We start from the raw sequence: 16,577 nt of genomic DNA on the forward strand, positions 1-16,577 counted from the left end.
TGGCCGCGACATGTCAGGCGGTCGTGAGATAGATCTGGCCGAAGACCTCGGAGAGCTTCTTGATGTCGGTGGTCATGTCCGTCTCGGGGTTGGCCGGGTTGTAGACGGCGGCCAGGCGACGCTGGATCGGGAGGAGCTTCTTCAGCTGGTCCCAGGCGGTCAGCCGGTTCACGGCGCCCTGGGCGTCCTGGACGCTGGTCCACACGTTCACCTGCTGGGCGGCGCCGTCCTTGACGGGCACCGACAGCCGGGACGCGACCTTGTTGGCGGTCACCTGGCCGACGAGCCCGGTCTCCTCGGCGGCGACCTGGGTCAGGACGTCCCACGACCGGGCGCGGACCTGGATCCACTGGTTGAGGTGGGCCTGCCCGGCCTTGATCTTCCAGGCGTCGTAGCCGCCGTACAGCAGGCCGGTGTCCAGGGAGAGCTGGTCGACGCGGCCCGCGATCAGGGGAGACTCGATCTTCTCGGGAGCGAGCAGCGGGTACCGCTTGCGCATCTCGGCCTTGCACGTGGTGTTCGCGCCGCAGGCGAGCTCGGGCACCACCGTGTGGATGCCCAGCCTCTTGCCGGGCGCGGCCTGGCGGAGGGCGTCGGAGGCCGCGGTGACGAACGCGGTGATCTCCTCGTCCGTCTTGAACGTGGTGTTGTAGCCCAGCTGGGAGGTGAACCGGATGCCCGCGACCTCCGGGCGCGCGGCCAGTGCGCCGATGCGCTTGACGGCGGCGGTGAAGGTCTCCGTGCCGGCCTTCCAGTCGTCGGCCAGCTCGGTGTCGATCCAGACCCTCAGCTGCACGGCCTTCGCCGCGGTGATCGCCTGACCGGTGGGAGTCTGCGCCGCGGCCGCGATCGCGGGGTCCTGGACACCTGTCGGGGTCGGGGTCGGGGTGGAGGTGCCGGTCTGCTCGGATCCGGCGACCGTGCCGTCGCCGCCCTCACCGTGCCCGTCGACCGAGCACGGCTGGCCCGCCTCGCACTCGGGCGCGCCGCCGTCTCCGGCCCCCTCGGGGAAGGGCGAGTTCTCGTCGCCCTCGGAACCGCCACCGGGTGCCTCCGGGCAGACCGATCCGGCGGCCGAGCAGTCGATGAACTTGCCGTCGACCGGGCTGGCCTCCTTGAGGTTGGCGTTGTCGTCGGCCCCCCAGAACAGCGCGACCCCGAGGGCCTCGTCCGGCTTGGCCAGCCAGTGGCACACGATGAAGGCCGGGGCGTCGGCTCCCATCAGGTCGTCACAGCTGCGGGGATCGTCCTGCGAGTACGCGGCCCCGGGTGTCATGACACCGACGAGCGCGAGCGTGGCGCCCACGGCGAGAGCCCGGCGCAGAGTAAGTCGCATGTCCTGAACTCCCAAAAGCTGGTCAAAAACGATCGATCAGCACTTTACCCAGATCACGATGGGCTCGACAGCCCCAGTCAAGGAATCATCAGCATTCCGATATGTCCCACCAAACCCATATCGGCCATCACGCTGGACACCACAACCTCACCCGGTGGACCGGTCCCGGGCGGCGGATCTTGTTCGGAGGAGAACCACGGGGCATTGCAGCTAGCAGGAATGCCCGGAACCCAGCTGGCATGAAGTGCCATACGGGGGCTGCCAGCGCAGACGGCGGGGGGTGGGAGCGGCATCATGATGCGATGGGCAACTACTTAGGGCGGGAGGGCTCCGCCTGGCCATCGAGCCGCAGGTGAGCGATTCCACCGCCGTCGACGAAAGCGCCCTCATCGACGCATACCGAAACGGACCCTCATGTCGCCGCGTGCCAAGGATCTGAGCCATGGGTTCCACGGTCTCCCAAGGGCAGACGAGATCATGCATCTCGCCCTCGCCACCGGCAATCTGCTGAACCGGATGGAGAGTGCCAGGAGCCGGATCGATCAGTCGCTGACCCAGCAGCGGCGATTCGTGTCCGACGCCTCGCACGAGCTGTTCACCCCGATCGCCGGGCTCAGAACGCTCCTGGAAGAGGCACGGCTACACCCCGACGAGACGGATCTCGACGAGCTTCTGGGAGACGCGCTGGAGAGCGTCGGGCGGCTCCAGACGATCGTCACCGACCTGCTGGTGCTGGCGAAGGTGGGGGCGAACACTCCGGACGCGCTCGTCAACGTGGATCTGGGGGAAATGGTCCGGGCCGCGGTCTCGCGCCACGAAAAAGGCGTCCCCGTACGGCTGCGGCTCGCCTTCGGGGTGAGGGTGGACGTCATCGACTCGGAGATCGCCCGCCTCCTCGCCAATCTCCTGGACAACGCCCAGCGCCACGCCAGGCACGTGGTGCTGGTCGAGGTGTGCCGGAGCGGCCAATACGGCGAGCTGACCGTCACCGACGACGGCGACGGCATCGCCGCGATCGACCGGGAAAGGGTCTTCGAACGGTTCACCCGGCTGGACACGGCCCGCTGCCGCAACCGGGGAGGCACCGGGCTCGGCCTCACGATCGCCCGTGACATCGCCGAAGCCCATCGAGGAACCATCGACGTGGAGGACTCCGCCATGGGCGGCGCGCGGTTCGTCCTCCGCCTCCCGCTCGCCGATCACCAGACGTCCGGACACCCCTGAACGTCGACTGACATCGACTGTCATCGACGCCGATCGGCGGCACCGTCACGGGGACGGTACCGTCACGATCGGTACCGTCACGGAGAGCGACGTCCCCTCCTCCGCGGAGCTCACGACCGTCAGCCTGCCGCCGAGCGTCTCGACGCGGTCCTTGAGCCCGATGAGCCCCGACCCCTTGCCGTAGTCGGCTCCCCCGCCCCCGTCGTCGCGGACCGAGAGCCGGATGACCGCTCCGGCCGCCCTCAGGGTGACGTACACCACGGAGGCGTTCGCGTGTTTCACCACGTTGGTCAGGGCTTCCGCCGCCGTGTAGTAGATGGCCACCTCAACGCGCTCCGGCAGGCGCGGGACGGGGTCCAGGTCGAGTTCGACGGGAACGGCGGAGCGGCGCGCGAGCGTCTTCAGCGCGGGCACGAGGCCGCCCTTCGAGAGAAGCGCCGGGTGGATACCCCGCGAGAGCTCCTGCAGGTCGTTCACGACCCCGGTCAGCCCCTGGACCACGTGGGACAGCTTTCCCCTGAGCTCGGCCATCGGCGGCGGCACGCCGGCCTCCGCGGCGCGCAGTTCGAGCCCGAGCGAGACCAGACGCTGCTGGGCCCCGTCGTGCAGGTCGCGCTCGATGCGCCGGCGGGTCTCGTCGGACGCGGCGACGACCCTGGCTCGGGAGGCGGCGAGCTCGGCACGGGCCTGGGCGTTCGAGATGGCGGTCGCGACCAGCCCGGTGAACTCCATCATGCGCTTCTCCACGCCTTCGAACCTCGGCTCCCGAGCACTGGAGAAGACGAGCATCACGCCCCATAAGCATCCGTCGACGATGATGGGAGAGCCGACGGCCGAGGTGACCCCCATTTTCCTGGCCCACGTCGCGACCTTCCCGACGCTCCCCTCGTAACCCGCCCGTCGCGTCGGACGCCCCGTCTTCAGCACGGTGGCCGAGACGCTCACCTCGCTGAGCGGCCACCGGGAGCCGAGGGGCAGAACCCTCTCGGCGCCGTCCCGCACGCTCCACGAGCCCACCACCGTCACGTGGCCGGGATCGTAGCGGCTGACCCCGACGTGGTCCGCCTTCATGAGGGAGCCCATCTCGAAGGCGACCGCGTTGAACAGCTCCGCCGAGGAGATGCCCCGCGCCACGAGTGTCGCGACGCGCCGCAGCGCCGCCTGCTCCTGGGCGATCCGGCGGATCTCGTCACGGCTCGACGCCAGAACGATCTCGATGTTCTCGCGATCACGGGCGGCCCGCAGCAGCGCCTCCAGGGAGGGCACCATCCGCTCGCGCAGACGCTTCCGCACGGCCATGGGCACCCGGGCGGGCAGGAGCAGCGTGCCGATCCTGGCCTCGTTCTCCATGAGCGGGAGCGCCTCTCCGCGCTCTTCCGCGGGGACCTCCTCAAGCCGGATCTCCAGGTTCGGCGCCCCCAGAGCCCGCGCCAGGAGACGCGACGCCGGTGGCAGCGCCGCCCTCAGGTCCTCCGTACGCAACAGGATGTGGGCCAGTTGCGCGGTGAGATCCGCCTCGCGACGACGTTTGTCCGCCCGGATGCCCAGTGAGCGCGCCAGCACCGCGATCGAGCCGGTCACCAGCCCGACGATGACGAGGATCGGGAGCGAGGTCCAGAGCCGGTGCATCCCGTACGAGAGGCTCCACACGGGCGAAAGGTCGAGGTGGTGGAGGGCGACGGCGCCGGCCGCCAGGGTCACCACTCCCAGCCCCCACTTGATCGAGATCAGCGGAACAGCGAACAGATGGATCCTTTCCAGGAAATCGCCCGACGTCACGCGCTCCGGGAAGAGGGCCGGCAGGATTCCCGCCGCGATACACAGGGCGCCACAGATGACCCCCACCACGAGGGGCGAACGCTTCGTGCGCAGCAATGACAACAAAAGCCGCTCACGCATGGGTACTAAGATACCCGCATGTCAAAGAGGGAATTGGCGCCTCCTCTCCGATCGTGTTCCGGCCGGGAGGCGCGTGTAGGGCCACCCGGAGCAGCCGAGATGCAATTCTTTTAATCTCGCATGACCATTCCTGTACCAAAATCCGACGGTAAATACGTGACGAAGGGGGGGAGCCGTGGACAGGGACCGGATACGAATAGCACTGGCGGACGACGACGTGCTTTTCCGCGAGGGGCTGGCCGGCCTCATGTCACGGTCGGGCTTCGAGGTCGTCGGCCAGGCCGGAGACGCGGCGGGGATCCTCGCCCTCGTCCGGCTGCACCGGCCCGATCTCGTCGTTCTCGACATCCGGATGCCTCCGGCCCACGCCAACGAGGGCCTCGACGCGGCGCGGGTGATCCGCGAGGAGTTCCCGGAGACGGGCATCCTCCTGCTGTCGGCGCACATCGAGGTGGAGGAGGCGATGGAGCTGCTCGCCACGGGGCACCGGGTCGGCTACCTGCTCAAGAGCCGGGTGACCGGTGTGGACGACTTCATGGAGACGCTCGAGCGCATCGTCCACGGCGGCCCGGTCGTCGATCCGAGTCTCGTACGGGAGCTCATCAGGACCCACCGCAGGGACGACCCACTGAAACTCCTCACGGCGCGTGAGCACGAGGTTCTGGCCTTGATGGCCGAGGGACGCTCCAACTCCGGCATAGCGCACAAACTCTGGATCACCGAGGGCACGGTCGAGAAGCACGTGCACAGCATCCTGGCGAGAATGCGGATACCGGGGACGGAAGACGACCATCGCCGCGTTCTCGCCGTGCTGACCTTCCTCGAAGCCCGCTGAGGGGCTCGCTGGAGACTTCTGGAGACTTACGGGAGACCCGCGGGAGGACCCGCCGAGGGCCGGAGAGACCCGCGAGAGACCCCGCCGACGGGGGCTTCCGCCAGGGGCGCGGGCCCCGATGGGACCTGGGTGCCGGTCCGGCGTCACGGAACGCGCACGGGCCCGTCGCGCTCCCCTTCCCTCTCGGCCCCCCGGAGGATCTCCTGGATGGCCGCTCCGGAAAGGGCTGATTTCGAGAGGAAGGCGGTGGCGGGACTGGCCGCGATCATCTCCGAGAAGTCCTTTTCCGCGTACGTCGAGATCAGGATGACGCGCGGAGGACCGAGTCGCACGGCCACGAGCCGCCCGGCCACCTCGAAACCGTTCTCCTCACCGAGGTCGATGTCGACGAGCACGACGTCCGGCCGTACGTCGTCGACCTGCCGGAGGGCGTCGTCACTCGCGGAGGCCGTGCCGACTACGGTGATCCCCTCCCCTTCGAGTAACGCGCGAGCGGCACTGCGGAAGTGATCGTTGTCGTCGAGGATGAGGCAGCGTATGGCCACGTGTCGAGGATTCCAGGAAAACGGCCCCGGGGCATTGCAGCTAGCGGGAAAGACGAGAGGCGCCCGTTCGTACCGAAGCGGCGGCGATCGAAGCGGGCCCCCGGACACCGGGCGATAATCGGAACATGCCTCCAGCCCAGCGGGCGTCCTAGATGCCGGCCGAATCCTCGCAGACCCTGGAGCGCGGTCTGCGGCTGCTGCGCCTGCTCGCCGACGGGCGGCGGGGCCGTACCCCCACGGAGCTGGCGGCGGAGCTGGAGCTGAGCCGCCCGGCGGTGTACCGGCTGCTCACCACCCTCCAGAGCGAGGGCTTCGTCCGCCGGGACGGCGGCGGGCGGGTCCACCTGGGCTTCGGGGTCCTCGTCCTGGCCCGTGCGGTGCAACCGCTGCTGCGGGAGGGCGCCCTTCCCACCCTGCGCAGGCTGGCGGAGGAGGTCGGGGCGACCGCGCACCTGACGGTGGCCGAGGGCGACGACGGCCTGGCCGTGGCGGTGGTCGAGCCCTCCTGGACGAACATGCACGTCGCCTACCGCGAGGGCTCCCGCCACTCGCTGGACCGGGGGGCCGCCGGGCTGGCCATCCTCGCCCTGCGCGAGGGCCGCACCGGCTATCTGGTGTCCGAGGGCCAGCTCCAGGAGGGTGCCAGGGGCGTCGCCGCCCCCGTACCCGGCCTCCCCTGGCTGGAGGCGTCGGTGGGCGTGGTCGCCTTCAGCCCGCTCGACCCGGGCACCGTGGGCCCCCGGGTCGCCGCCGCCGCCGCGGAGCTGTCCGGCTCGCTGACCTGACGGCTCCCTCCTCATCAGAGAAGATCACGCCGTGAAAGGACGCCCCCGTATGGGAGTTCCGGTGACCCCGCCGGTAGGGTGAACGCTGGTGCGCCGGGAAGTCTGGTCGGCAGTGACTGACCCGACCCCCGAAGTGGAGCACTCATGAGCGGCACCCCACCCGGCACGCCTCGCCTGTTCAGCCGGGGTTCGTGGGACGAGGCCCGCCGCGTCGCGGACATCCTGCGCGGGGAGACCGTCGGCGGAGCGCTGCTGCTGGCCGGTGCGGTGGCGGCGATGATCTGGGCGAACTCCCCGTGGTCAGGAGCCTACGAGGCGCTGCGCGCCGTCAAGGTCGGCCCCGCGGCCCTGCACCTGGATCTGAGCCTCGCGACCTGGGCCTCCGACGGGCTGCTGGCGATCTTCTTCTTCGTGGCCGGGCTGGAGCTCAAACGCGAGTTCGTCGCCGGTGACCTGCGCCAGGCGCGGCGGGCCGCGGTGCCGGTCGCGGCCGCGTTCGGCGGCGTGATCGTCCCGGCCGTGCTGTACCTGCTCGTCACCCTGGCCACCGGCGTCGGCGGCGGCGCGACGAGGGGCTGGGCGATCCCGACGGCCACCGACATCGCGTTCGCGCTGGCCGTGCTCGCGGTCATCGGCCGCTACCTGCCCGCGGCGCTGCGCACCTTCCTGCTCACCCTGGCCGTGGTCGACGACCTGCTGGCCATCGTCATCATCGCGGTCTTCTACACCGAGCACCTGTCGATACCGCCGCTGCTGGGCACGCTGGTACCGCTGGCGATCTTCGCCGTACTGGTGCGACGCCGGGTGCGCGCCTGGTGGCTGCTGCTGCCGCTGGCCGCCGCGACCTGGGCGCTGATGCACGCCTCGGGCGTGCACGCCACCGTCGCCGGGGTGCTGCTGGCCTTCACGGTGCCGGTCGTCCGCGGCGAGCGGGCCGGTGGCCCGGACGCCGGGCCCGGCCTGGCCGAGCACTTCGAGCATCGCCTGCGGCCGCTCTCGGCCGGGGTGGCCGTGCCGGTGTTCGCGTTCCTGGCGGCGGGGGTGAGCGTCGGCGGCCTGAGCGGCCTGGCCGCCGCCCTCACCGACCCGATCGCGGTGGGCGTCGTCATCGGGCTCGTGGTCGGCAAGCCCATCGGGATCATGACCGCGACCTGGCTGGTGGCCCGCTTCACCCGCGCCGACCTGGACGAGAACCTGGCCTGGGTGGACGTGGGCGGGCTGTCGGTACTGGCCGGTATCGGGTTCACCGTCTCCCTGCTCGTCGGGGAACTGGCCTTCGGGGCCGGCAGCGAGCGCGACGCCCACGTCAAGGTGGCGGTCCTGACGGGCTCCCTGATCGCGGCACTGGCGGCGGCGCTGATCCTCCGTCTGCGCAACCGTGTCTACCGGCGCATCCACGAGGCCGAAACCGCCGACCGCGACCACGACGGCATCCCCGACGTCTACCAGCGGCGTCCCTGAGCGCGCCGGGGAACGCGGTTCCCGGGACCCGAGACGGGCCGCCGTGGGGATCCTCGCCGCGAAAGCCCCGGACAGCCGGCCTCGCCCGGCCCCGGGCCCGTTCGCCGATGTCGAGGACCGGGAGATGTTTGACATCTCCCCGCCCCTGGCGGATCGTTGTTCGTATAAAGGACGTGTGCGTCCGATAAGCGGACAGAGCTGAGGGGAAACGGATGCCGTACTACCGGGTCGTGGGGGAGATACCCCGCAAGCGGCACGTGCAGTTCCGGCGGCCCGACGGCGGGCTGTACGCCGAGGAGCTGATGGGCGAGGAGGGGTTCTCCAGCGACTCGTCGCTGCTCTACCACCGCCACCTCCCCACCGCGATCATCAAGGCCGAGGCCGTCGAGCCCGACGGGTCGAGAGGGCTCAGCCCCAACGTGCCCCTCTCCCCCCGCCACCTGCGCACCCAGGACCTGCCCGCCGGGGGCGACCTGGTCACCGGGCGCGGGCTGCTCGCCGGAAACGCCGACGTCCGCATGTCGTACGCCGCGAGCGAGGAACCCAGCGGGCTCTACCGCAACTCCATGGGCGACGAGTGCGTCTACATCGCGAGCGGGCGGGTCAGGTTCGAGTCGACGTACGGGGTGATCGAGGCCGGGGAGGGCGACTACGTCGTCGTCCCCACCGGGACGATCCACCGGTGGGTGCCGCGGGGCCGCGTCACGGCGTTCACCATCGAGGCGTCGGGCCACATCCGGCCGCCCAAGCGCTACCTGTCCAAATACGGCCAGTTCCTGGAGCACGCCCCCTACTCCGAGCGCGACCTGCGCACCCCGCAGGAGCCCCTGCTCGCCGAGGGTGAGGAGGTGCCGGTGCTGGTCCGCACGCGTGGCGGGCTGACCCGGCTGGTCTACCGCGACCACCCGTTCGACGTGGTCGGCTGGGACGGCTGCCTCTACCCGTACGCGTTCAACATCAACGACTTCGAGCCGATCGTGAAGCGCACCCACGCCCCGCCGCCGGTGCACCAGACGTTCGAGGGCCCCAACTTCGTGATCTGCTCGTTCTGTCCCCGGCCGCTCGACTTCCACCCGGACGCGATCCCGATCCCCTACAACCACCACAACGTCGACTCCGACGAGCTGATGTTCTACGCGGGCGGCGACTACACCGCGCGCAGGGGCTCGGGCATCGACGTCGGCTCGGTCTCGCTGCACCCGGCGGGGTTCACGCACGGCCCGCAGCCTGGCGCCGTCGAAGCCGTCATCGAGGCGGTACGGCAGGGCCACACGCAGACGAGCGAGCTGGCCGTGATGGTCGACACCTTCCGTCCCCTCGACCTGGGCCCGGCCGGGCTGTCGGTGGAGGATCCCGCGTACGCGTGGACGTGGGCCCGTTGACGGACGCGGACCCGTTGGCGGCGCGAGCACGATCGCGGGCCCGCCACGGGGTAGGGACAGGGCCATGAGCGCACACACGAGCACGGGGACGGGCGCGATTGTGAACGGCGTGGGAATGGGAACGGCGGTGCTCTTCCGGGCGCTCGTCGACGACGCGGGGCTGTTCCCGCCGACCGGGCTGCCGATGGCCGAGTCCCTGGAGCGGCACAGGAACGACCTGGCGGGCAACGACCCGGTGCTCACCCACCGGTTCCTCTGCCCGGCCGGACGCCTGGCGGAGCTCCGCGACCACCTGACCTTTCCGATCCGGCTCGGCCTGATCCTGGACACCCCCGACGTCCCGCCCCTTGAGGACGTCACCGTCGAGCTGGTCGAGGTGCGGCAGGCGCCGGGCGAGACCGCCGGGGCCGTGTCGGAGCGGCTGGCGGGACGGCTGCCCGGCGGTGCCCGGCTTTTCGTCGAGGTGTCTCCCGGCGACCGCGCCTCCCTGCCGCGCGACGGCACGGGCCCCGGCCTGAAGTTCCGCTGCGGCGGGCTGACCGCCGGAGCCTTTCCCAGCGCCGCGGACCTGGGCGCCCTCATCGCGCACTGCGCGGAGCACGGCGTACCGTTCAAGGCGACCGCGGGGCTGCACAACGCGGTCCGCCACTTCGATCCCGCGCTCGGCGTGGACCGGCACGGCTTCCTCAACCTGGTCCTCGCGGTCTGCGCGGCCGTGGAGGGCCGCGATCCGGTGCCGGTGCTGAAGCTGACCGACGTCGGCGAGCTGGTACGGCTGGCGCAGGCCGTGCCCGACGACACCGCGTCGCGCGCCAGGGAACTGCTGGTGTCGTACGGGTCGTGCGACACGCACACCCCGATCGAGGATCTGGTGGCCCTGGGCCTGATCACACGGCGCCCGCCCGCGAGCGCCGACGCGGTGACCCTCGACCCGGCACCTCCCGGCACAGTGCCCCCCGATACGGCGACCCCCGGTACAGCAGAGGAGAACGTGTGATGTCTTGGGGCCTGGAGAACCTGCCCTACGGAGTCTTCTCCCGTCACGAGGGGGAGACCCCTCGCGTCGGCGTCCGGTACGGCGACCACGTGGTCGACCTGGCCGGGGCCCTGCACGACGAGGTGTTCGCCACCGGCTCGCTCAACGCCTTCCTGTCCAGGGGCCCGGCCGCGTGGCGGGACACCCGGACCCTGATCCAGAACAAGCTGAGCACCGACCGGGCGGTGGTGAGGCCGCACCTCGTCCCGCTCGACCGGGTCACGCTGCACCTGCCGGTCGAGGTGGCCGACTACGTCGACTTCTACTGCTCGCTGGAGCACGCCTCCAACCTGGGCCGGATGTTCCGCCCCGACGAGGAGCCGCTCAAGCCGAACTGGCGGCACCTGCCGGTCGGCTACCACGGCAGGGCCGGGACGGTCGTCGCGTCCGGCACCCCGGTCACCCGGCCCCGCGGGCAGCGCGGCGCGGGGGTCTTCGGCCCGTCCGCCAAGCTGGACATCGAGGCGGAGCTGGGATTCGTCGTCGGCACGCCGACGGCCCTCGGGGAGCGGGCCGGGCGGTTCGAGGACCACGTGTTCGGCGTGACCCTGGTCAACGACTGGAGCGCCCGCGACATCCAGGCGTGGGAGTACGTGCCGCTGGGCCCGTTCCTCGGCAAGTCCTTCGCCACCTCGATATCGCCGTGGATCACCCCGCTCGCGGCCCTGTCCGAGGCGCGCGTCGAGGGCAGGCGGCAGGATCCGGAGCCGCTCGGCTACCTGCGGCGCGAGGAGCCGTGGGGGCTCGACCTGCGGCTGGAGGTCTCCGTGAACGGCGAGGTCGTCTCCCGTCCCCCGTACCGGGACATGTACTGGACGCCCGACCAGATGCTCGCCCACATGACCGTCAACGGCGCCGCCCTGCGCACCGGCGACCTCTACGCCAGCGGTACGGTCTCCGGCTCCGAGCCGGGCGAGCGCGGCTCGCTGATCGAGCTGACCTGGAACGGGACCGAGCCGCTGAAGCTGCCCGACGGCTCGGCCAGGACCTTCCTGGAGGACGGGGACACCGTCACGATCACCGCGACCGCTCCGGGGCCCGGTGGAACCACGATCACTCTGGGTGAGGTGTCGGGAAGGATCGAGCCCGCCCGGTAGCCCGGCGATCAATGCGAGAGCAGGGCCTGTCGGCGATCCGGCCAAGGACATACGGTGGAGAAAGGAACCTCCCTGACGTCCGGAGCGTTGTACAGCTAGGAGGGCCGGAGCATGGAGTATTGGGTCATCTGGTTGATCTTGGCGGTAGCGCTGGGAGTCGCCGAGATACTTACCCTGACCACCGCTCTCGGCCTGCTCGGGGGCGCCGCCCTCATCACCTCCATCGCCGCCGGACTCGGGCTGCCGGTCCCGCTCCAGTTCGTGGTGTTCATCGCCTCCCTGGCCGCCGGGGTGGTCGTGGTCCGCCCCATCGCCAAGCGCCAGCTCACCATGCGGCAGCCCCGGAACCAGCGGTTCGGGATCCAGGCGCTCGTGGGCAAGCCCGCCTACGTCCTGCGCGAGGTGACCGGCATGGACGGCCGGGTGCGGATCGGCGGCGAGGAGTGGTCCGCCAGGGCCTACGACGAGACCCTGGTGATACCCGCGGGGGCGGTCGTCGACGTCATCGAGATCGAGGGCGCGACCGCGCTCGTGTATCCACGGGAGTAGGCACCATGGACGCTCTGCTCGTAGCCGGACTGCTCATCGTCCTGTTGGCGGTGTTCACCGTGATCCGTTCGGTGCGCATCGTTCCCCAGGCGCGGGCCCGAAACGTGGAACGGCTCGGCCGCTACCACAGCACGCTGAAGCCCGGCCTGAACTTCGTGATCCCGTACATCGACCGGGTCTATCCGATGATCGACCTGCGCGAGCAGGTCGTCTCCTTCAAGCCCCAGCCGGTGATCACCGAGGACAACCTGGTCGTCGAGATCGACACGGTCCTGTACTTCCAGGTCACCGACCCCCGGGCCGCGGCGTACGAGATCGCCAACTACATCCAGGCCGTGGAGCAGCTCACGGTCACCACGCTGCGTAACGTCGTCGGCTCGCTCGACCTGGAGATGACGCTGACCTCGCGCGACACGATCAACAGCCAGCTGCGCGGGGTGCTCGACGAGGCGACCGGCAAGTGGGGCATCCGGGTCAACCGGGTGGAGATCAAGGCCATCGACCCGCCGAAGAGCATCAAGGAGGCGATGGAGAAGCAGATGCGCGCCGAGCGTGACAAGCGCGCCGCGATCCTCAACGCCGAGGGCCAGCGGCAGTCGCAGATCCTGACCGCCGAGGGCGACAAGCAGAGCGCGATCCTGCGGGCCGAGGGTGACAGGAGCGCCGCGATCCTCAAGGCCGAGGGCCAGTCACAGGCCATCGACGAGGTCTTCCAGGCCGTGCACCGCAACGACCCCGACCCCAAGCTGCTGGCGTACCAGTATCTGCAGGTGCTGCCCGAGCTGGCCAAGGGCCCCAACAACACGTTCTGGGTGATCCCCAGCGAGGTCACCTCCGCGATCCAGGGCGTCTCCAGGGCGTTCACCGAGGCCCTGCCGCAGTCGGCGGCCATCCGCGAGGCCCCCAGGGTCAACGAGGCGGCGGCCGAGGAGCGGAAGATGGCCGAGCAGGCCGCCGCCGAGGCGGTCGCCGAGGCCGCCGAGGCGGACCTGGGCCCCCGCCAGCTCAACGCGCCCCCCGCGCACCTTCCCGGCGACGGCCTCCTCGGCACGGAAACGGCGACGGGAACGCAGGAGGAGCACCGCCGCACCATCCCCTGACCCTCCGCCACCGCCCGCGCGGGCCCGGCGCCGGACGACGGCGCCGGGCCCCGGCCGGTTCCGCCCCCGCGGAGTCGTCGCCCACCTCAGCCGTGACCGGCCTCGATCTTCGACAGCCACTGCCCGCAGTTCTTGCAGGCGCCGCGCGCCTGCCACTTCCCGCTCTTCTCGTTCCAGGTCTCGGCGTGGAAGTAAAGGGTGCCCGGCTCGATCTGGGCCTTGCGCGTGATGGCCCTCGCGATGAGGAACTGGTTCATCGCGTCGACCTCCGCGCACCCGGTCACCGGCCACGACTCCACCATGGCCACTCCGGTCAGCAGCTCCTTCATGACCGGGTGCTGCACCTTCGCGTAGGCGTAGGCACCGCTGGTGCCGACGTAGACCGTGTCCGAGACCGTGTCGGCGAGCCCCGAGATCACCATGCCGACCGCGCTGTTGTTTCCCGAGGAGTATCGGCTGCGCGCCTTGACGGCCTCGCTCCTGGCCTTCCCGATGATCTCCTGGCGCCGGGCCTCCCGTGCCTCCCGCGCCAGCCGCAGATCCTCCGCGGCCTTCACCTGCACGTAGTAGGACCAACCACCCTCGTCCTCGTCCCTGACCCACTCGACGAACGTCGTGCGGGCGACCGTCTCGGCCGTGCCCCCGATGATCGCGCTCTCCAGGCGCGACAGCTTGGTCATGAGGAGTTCGACGTACGGCTTCTCCTTGTTCGCGATCGTCATCTTGTCGTAGAACCCCTTCAGCAGCGTCCGGGCCCCGAAGGCCCAGGTCTTGACACCTGCCGGAGGAACCAGATCGTCCGCCGTGGGCAGGGCGACGTGCGTCTGCTCGCTCATGGTGCGCCTTTCCGTGTGCGTGTGGTTCGCCCAAGCATGCGCACGGACGATGTACGGCCGATTACAGAGCGATATACGCCTTTTGCAACCGCCGCCCGGCTTCGCCGATTTGAGAAGACATGTCTGGGTACCCCCTAGGTCTCGGGGTCCGGGCGTGAAGCAACGCTGTGGGTGGGGTTAAGAAAACCGCGATGGACACCCCCGAAGGCGACCGGGCACAGTGCGTAGGGTCGGAACTGAGGGGGAATCCGCTATGAAGGCGCTGGTCAAGGAGAGGGCCGAACCGGGTCTGTGGCTGGCCGACGTACCGGAACCGTCCGTCGGCCCCGGGGAGGTGCTGATCAGGGTGCTGCGTACCGGGATCTGTGGCACGGACCTGCACATCCGGAGTTTCGACGCGTGGGCCCGGCAGACGCTGCGGACGCCGCTCGTCATCGGCCACGAGTTCTGCGGCGAGGTCGTCGAGGTGGCGCCGGGCGTGGAGGACATCGCCCCCGGCGATCTGGTCAGCGGCGAGGGACACCTGGTCTGCGGCAAGTGCCGCAACTGCATGGCCGGACGGCGGCACCTGTGCCGCAGCACGATCGGGCTGGGGGTCAACCGCGACGGCGCCTTCGCCGAGTACCTGACGCTCCCGGCCTCCAACGTCTGGGTGCACCGGGTCCCGGTCGACCTCGACGTGGCCGCGATCTTCGACCCGTTCGGCAACGCGGTGCACACCGCCCTGACGTTCCCGATGGTCGGCGAGGACGTGCTGATCTCCGGCGCCGGGCCGATCGGGCTGATGGCCGCCGCGGTGGCCACCCACGTGGGCGCCCGCAACGTGGTCGTCACCGACGTCAGCCCCGAGCGGCTGGAGCTGGCCCGCAAGCTCGGGGTCACGCTGGCCCTGAACGTCGCCGAGACGTCCGTCCAGGAGGGCATGGACGGGCTGGGCATGCGCGAGGGCTTCGACGTGGGCCTGGAGATGTCCGGAAACCCGAAGGCGCTCCGCGACATGATCGCCTCCATGTCGCACGGCGGGAAGATCGCCATGCTCGGCCTGCCCGCCGAGGAGTTCGCCGTCGACTTCGCGACGGTCGTGACCTCGATGATCACCATCAAGGGCATCTACGGCCGGGAGATGTACGAGACCTGGTACGCCATGTCCGTGCTCCTGGAGAAGGGGCTCGACCTCTCCCCGGTGATCACCGACCGCTTCTCCTACCGCGACTTCGACGCGGCCTTCGACACCGCCGCCGGGGGCAAGACCGGCAAGATCATCCTGGATTGGACGACCTGATGTTCGACAACCTCCGCGACGACTTCCGTACGACCCTGGGCGAGATCGCCGAGGCCGGGCTGCTCAAGCCCGAACGGGTCATCACCACCCCGCAGCGCGCCGGGATCGCGGTCGCCGGCGGCGGCGAGGTTCTCAACTTCTGCGCCAACAACTACCTCGGCCTGGCCGACCACCCCGAGGTGGTCGCCGCCGCCAAGGAGGCCCTCGACCGCTGGGGCTTCGGCATGGCGTCGGTCCGCTTCATCTGCGGCACCCAGGAGGTCCACAAGGAGCTGGAGGCGCGGCTGTCGGACTTCCTCGGCCAGGAGGACACCGTCCTGTACAGCTCGTGCTTCGACGCCAACGGCGGCGTGTTCGAGACGCTGCTCGACGACCGCGACGCGGTGATCTCCGACGCCCTCAACCACGCGAGCGTCATCGACGGCATCCGCCTGTCCAAGGCGCGGCGCCTGCGCTACGCCAACCGTGACATGGCCGAGCTGGAGGCGCGTCTCAAGGAGTCCGCCGACGCCAGGCGCAGGCTGATAGTCACCGACGGCGTCTTCTCCATGGACGGCTACGTCGCGCCGCTGGAGGAGATCTGCGACTTGGCGGAGCGGTACGGGGCCATGGTGATGGTCGACGACTCGCACGCCGTCGGCTTCGTCGGCGAGCACGGCGGGGGCACCCCCGAGCTGCACGGCGTACGGGACCGGGTCGACATCCTCACCGGCACGCTCGGCAAGGCGCTCGGCGGGGCCAGCGGCGGCTACGTGGCGGCGCGCAAGGAGATCTGCGAGCTGCTCCGCCAGCGCTCGCGCCCCTACCTGTTCTCCAACTCCCTCGCCCCGGTGATCGCCGCCGCGTCGCTGCGCGTCCTCGACCTGATCAGCGGCTCGGACGAGGCCCGGACGCGGCTGCGCGCCAACACCGAGCGGTTCCGCACCGGCATGACCGAGGCCGGGTTCGACATCCTGCCCGGCGACCACCCCATCGTCCCGGTGATGATCGGCGACGCCGCCGAGGCCGCCGCGATGGCCGAACGCCTGCTGGAGCTGGGCGTCTACGTGATCGGCTTCTCCTACCCCGTGGTCCCGCACGGCCAGGCCCGCATCCGGGTCCAGCTGTCGGCGGCCCACTCGGCCGAGGACGTCGACCGCGCGCTGGAGGCCTTCGTCGCCGCCCGCGGCTGAGCACCGGCCGGCCCACGCACGAGCACCGGCGACCGCTC

15 protein-coding genes are annotated in these 16,577 nt (G+C 70.4%); 11 read left to right on the plus strand and 4 right to left on the minus strand.

The genetic code is table 11. The annotated features are described in order from the left end of the window. Positions 1–13 precede the first annotated feature (13 nt). On the minus strand, positions 14–1,336 hold the full coding sequence (locus tag ACSDR0_RS16405; RefSeq protein WP_435289666.1) for a hypothetical protein: 1,323 nt from the start codon (positions 1,334–1,336) through the stop codon (positions 14–16). A 477-nt stretch (positions 1,337–1,813) separates the two neighbouring features. Here ACSDR0_RS16405 and ACSDR0_RS16410 point away from each other — a divergent pair, with 477 nt between their 5' ends. Continuing rightward, the gene (locus tag ACSDR0_RS16410) at positions 1,814–2,560 is read left to right on the plus strand and encodes a sensor histidine kinase (protein ID WP_435289667.1); all 747 of its coding nucleotides are present in this window, start codon (positions 1,814–1,816) and stop codon (positions 2,558–2,560) included. A gap of 45 nt (positions 2,561–2,605) precedes the next feature. Here ACSDR0_RS16410 and ACSDR0_RS16415 read toward each other — a convergent pair whose 3' ends face one another. Further along, positions 2,606–4,339, minus strand: a complete 1,734-nt coding sequence (locus ACSDR0_RS16415; protein ID WP_435289668.1) for a GAF domain-containing sensor histidine kinase — start codon at positions 4,337–4,339, stop codon at positions 2,606–2,608. A 295-nt stretch (positions 4,340–4,634) separates the two neighbouring features. Between ACSDR0_RS16415 and ACSDR0_RS16420 the strand changes: the two genes are divergently transcribed. Continuing rightward, on the plus strand, positions 4,635–5,294 hold the full coding sequence (locus tag ACSDR0_RS16420) for a response regulator (protein ID WP_435289669.1): 660 nt from the start codon (positions 4,635–4,637) through the stop codon (positions 5,292–5,294). Between the two features lie 143 nt (positions 5,295–5,437). On the opposite strand, the gene ACSDR0_RS16425 is transcribed toward ACSDR0_RS16420, so the two are convergent. Then, positions 5,438–5,839 carry a response regulator gene (locus tag ACSDR0_RS16425; RefSeq protein WP_435289670.1) on the minus strand — a complete coding sequence of 134 codons (402 nt, stop codon included), beginning with the start codon at positions 5,837–5,839 and terminating at the stop codon, positions 5,438–5,440. Positions 5,840–5,991: 152 nt separating this feature from the next. On the opposite strand from ACSDR0_RS16425, the gene ACSDR0_RS16430 reads away from it, so the two are divergent. The 7 genes from ACSDR0_RS16430 (at position 5,992) to ACSDR0_RS16460 (ending at position 13,249) form a co-directional block, all read left to right on the plus strand. Continuing rightward, positions 5,992–6,624: an IclR family transcriptional regulator gene (locus ACSDR0_RS16430; RefSeq protein WP_435289671.1), complete on the plus strand. Its 633-nt coding sequence runs from the start codon at positions 5,992–5,994 to the stop codon at positions 6,622–6,624. A 144-nt stretch (positions 6,625–6,768) separates the two neighbouring features. After that, complete coding sequence (nhaA, locus tag ACSDR0_RS16435) at positions 6,769–8,085, plus strand: Na+/H+ antiporter NhaA (protein ID WP_435289672.1); 1,317 nt, start codon at positions 6,769–6,771, stop codon at positions 8,083–8,085. A 212-nt stretch (positions 8,086–8,297) separates the two neighbouring features. Continuing rightward, positions 8,298–9,467 (plus strand): homogentisate 1,2-dioxygenase, encoded by a 1,170-nt coding sequence (locus tag ACSDR0_RS16440; protein ID WP_435289673.1) that lies wholly within the window; start codon positions 8,298–8,300, stop codon positions 9,465–9,467. A gap of 64 nt (positions 9,468–9,531) precedes the next feature. Further along, positions 9,532–10,464, plus strand: coding sequence for a hypothetical protein (locus tag ACSDR0_RS16445; RefSeq protein WP_435289674.1), 933 nt, complete (start codon positions 9,532–9,534; stop codon positions 10,462–10,464). After that, entirely contained in the window at positions 10,464–11,600 is a 1,137-nt protein-coding gene (fahA, locus tag ACSDR0_RS16450) for a fumarylacetoacetase (protein ID WP_435289675.1), read from the plus strand. The genes ACSDR0_RS16445 and fahA overlap by 1 nt, the downstream gene beginning before the upstream one ends. A 111-nt stretch (positions 11,601–11,711) precedes the next feature. Further along, positions 11,712–12,149 carry an NfeD family protein gene (locus tag ACSDR0_RS16455; protein ID WP_435289676.1) on the plus strand — a complete coding sequence of 146 codons (438 nt, stop codon included), beginning with the start codon at positions 11,712–11,714 and terminating at the stop codon, positions 12,147–12,149. Positions 12,150–12,154: 5 nt separating this feature from the next. Further along, positions 12,155–13,249, plus strand: coding sequence for an SPFH domain-containing protein (locus ACSDR0_RS16460; RefSeq protein WP_435289677.1), 1,095 nt, complete (start codon positions 12,155–12,157; stop codon positions 13,247–13,249). Positions 13,250–13,335: 86 nt separating this feature from the next. On the opposite strand, the gene ACSDR0_RS16465 is transcribed toward ACSDR0_RS16460, so the two are convergent. After that, a complete protein-coding gene (locus tag ACSDR0_RS16465) occupies positions 13,336–14,085 on the minus strand; it encodes a hypothetical protein (RefSeq protein ID WP_435289678.1) in 750 nt (249 codons plus the stop codon). A 253-nt stretch (positions 14,086–14,338) separates the two neighbouring features. Here ACSDR0_RS16465 and tdh point away from each other — a divergent pair, with 253 nt between their 5' ends. Beyond that, positions 14,339–15,367: an L-threonine 3-dehydrogenase gene (gene tdh / locus ACSDR0_RS16470; protein WP_435289679.1), complete on the plus strand. Its 1,029-nt coding sequence runs from the start codon at positions 14,339–14,341 to the stop codon at positions 15,365–15,367. Continuing rightward, the gene (locus ACSDR0_RS16475; protein WP_435289761.1) at positions 15,367–16,539 is read left to right on the plus strand and encodes a glycine C-acetyltransferase; all 1,173 of its coding nucleotides are present in this window, start codon (positions 15,367–15,369) and stop codon (positions 16,537–16,539) included. Before tdh ends, ACSDR0_RS16475 begins: the two co-directional genes overlap by 1 nt. The last annotated feature ends 38 nt before the right edge of the window (positions 16,540–16,577 follow it).

This window comes from Streptosporangium sp. G11, assembly GCF_051192615.1.
Classification (GTDB): Bacteria; Actinomycetota; Actinomycetes; order Streptosporangiales; family Streptosporangiaceae; genus Streptosporangium.

Bases quoted from the DNA above. Each gene is read 5' to 3' on its own strand.
- ACSDR0_RS16410 (WP_435289667.1), top strand. From the start codon at position 1,814: ATGCATCTCGCCCTCGCCACCGGCAATCTGCTGAACCGGATGGAGAGT.
- nhaA (WP_435289672.1), top strand. From the start codon at position 6,769: ATGAGCGGCACCCCACCCGGCACGCCTCGCCTGTTCAGCCGGGGTTCG.
- ACSDR0_RS16455 (WP_435289676.1), top strand. From the start codon at position 11,712: ATGGAGTATTGGGTCATCTGGTTGATCTTGGCGGTAGCGCTGGGAGTC.
- ACSDR0_RS16465 (WP_435289678.1), bottom strand. From the start codon at position 14,085: ATGAGCGAGCAGACGCACGTCGCCCTGCCCACGGCGGACGATCTGGTT.
- ACSDR0_RS16475 (WP_435289761.1), top strand. From the start codon at position 15,367: ATGTTCGACAACCTCCGCGACGACTTCCGTACGACCCTGGGCGAGATC.
- ACSDR0_RS16445 (WP_435289674.1), top strand. From the start codon at position 9,532: ATGAGCGCACACACGAGCACGGGGACGGGCGCGATTGTGAACGGCGTG.
- ACSDR0_RS16460 (WP_435289677.1), top strand. From the start codon at position 12,155: ATGGACGCTCTGCTCGTAGCCGGACTGCTCATCGTCCTGTTGGCGGTG.
- ACSDR0_RS16440 (WP_435289673.1), top strand. From the start codon at position 8,298: ATGCCGTACTACCGGGTCGTGGGGGAGATACCCCGCAAGCGGCACGTG.
- ACSDR0_RS16430 (WP_435289671.1), top strand. From the start codon at position 5,992: ATGCCGGCCGAATCCTCGCAGACCCTGGAGCGCGGTCTGCGGCTGCTG.
- ACSDR0_RS16405 (WP_435289666.1), bottom strand. From the start codon at position 1,336: ATGCGACTTACTCTGCGCCGGGCTCTCGCCGTGGGCGCCACGCTCGCG.
- tdh (WP_435289679.1), top strand. From the start codon at position 14,339: ATGAAGGCGCTGGTCAAGGAGAGGGCCGAACCGGGTCTGTGGCTGGCC.
- fahA (WP_435289675.1), top strand. From the start codon at position 10,464: ATGTCTTGGGGCCTGGAGAACCTGCCCTACGGAGTCTTCTCCCGTCAC.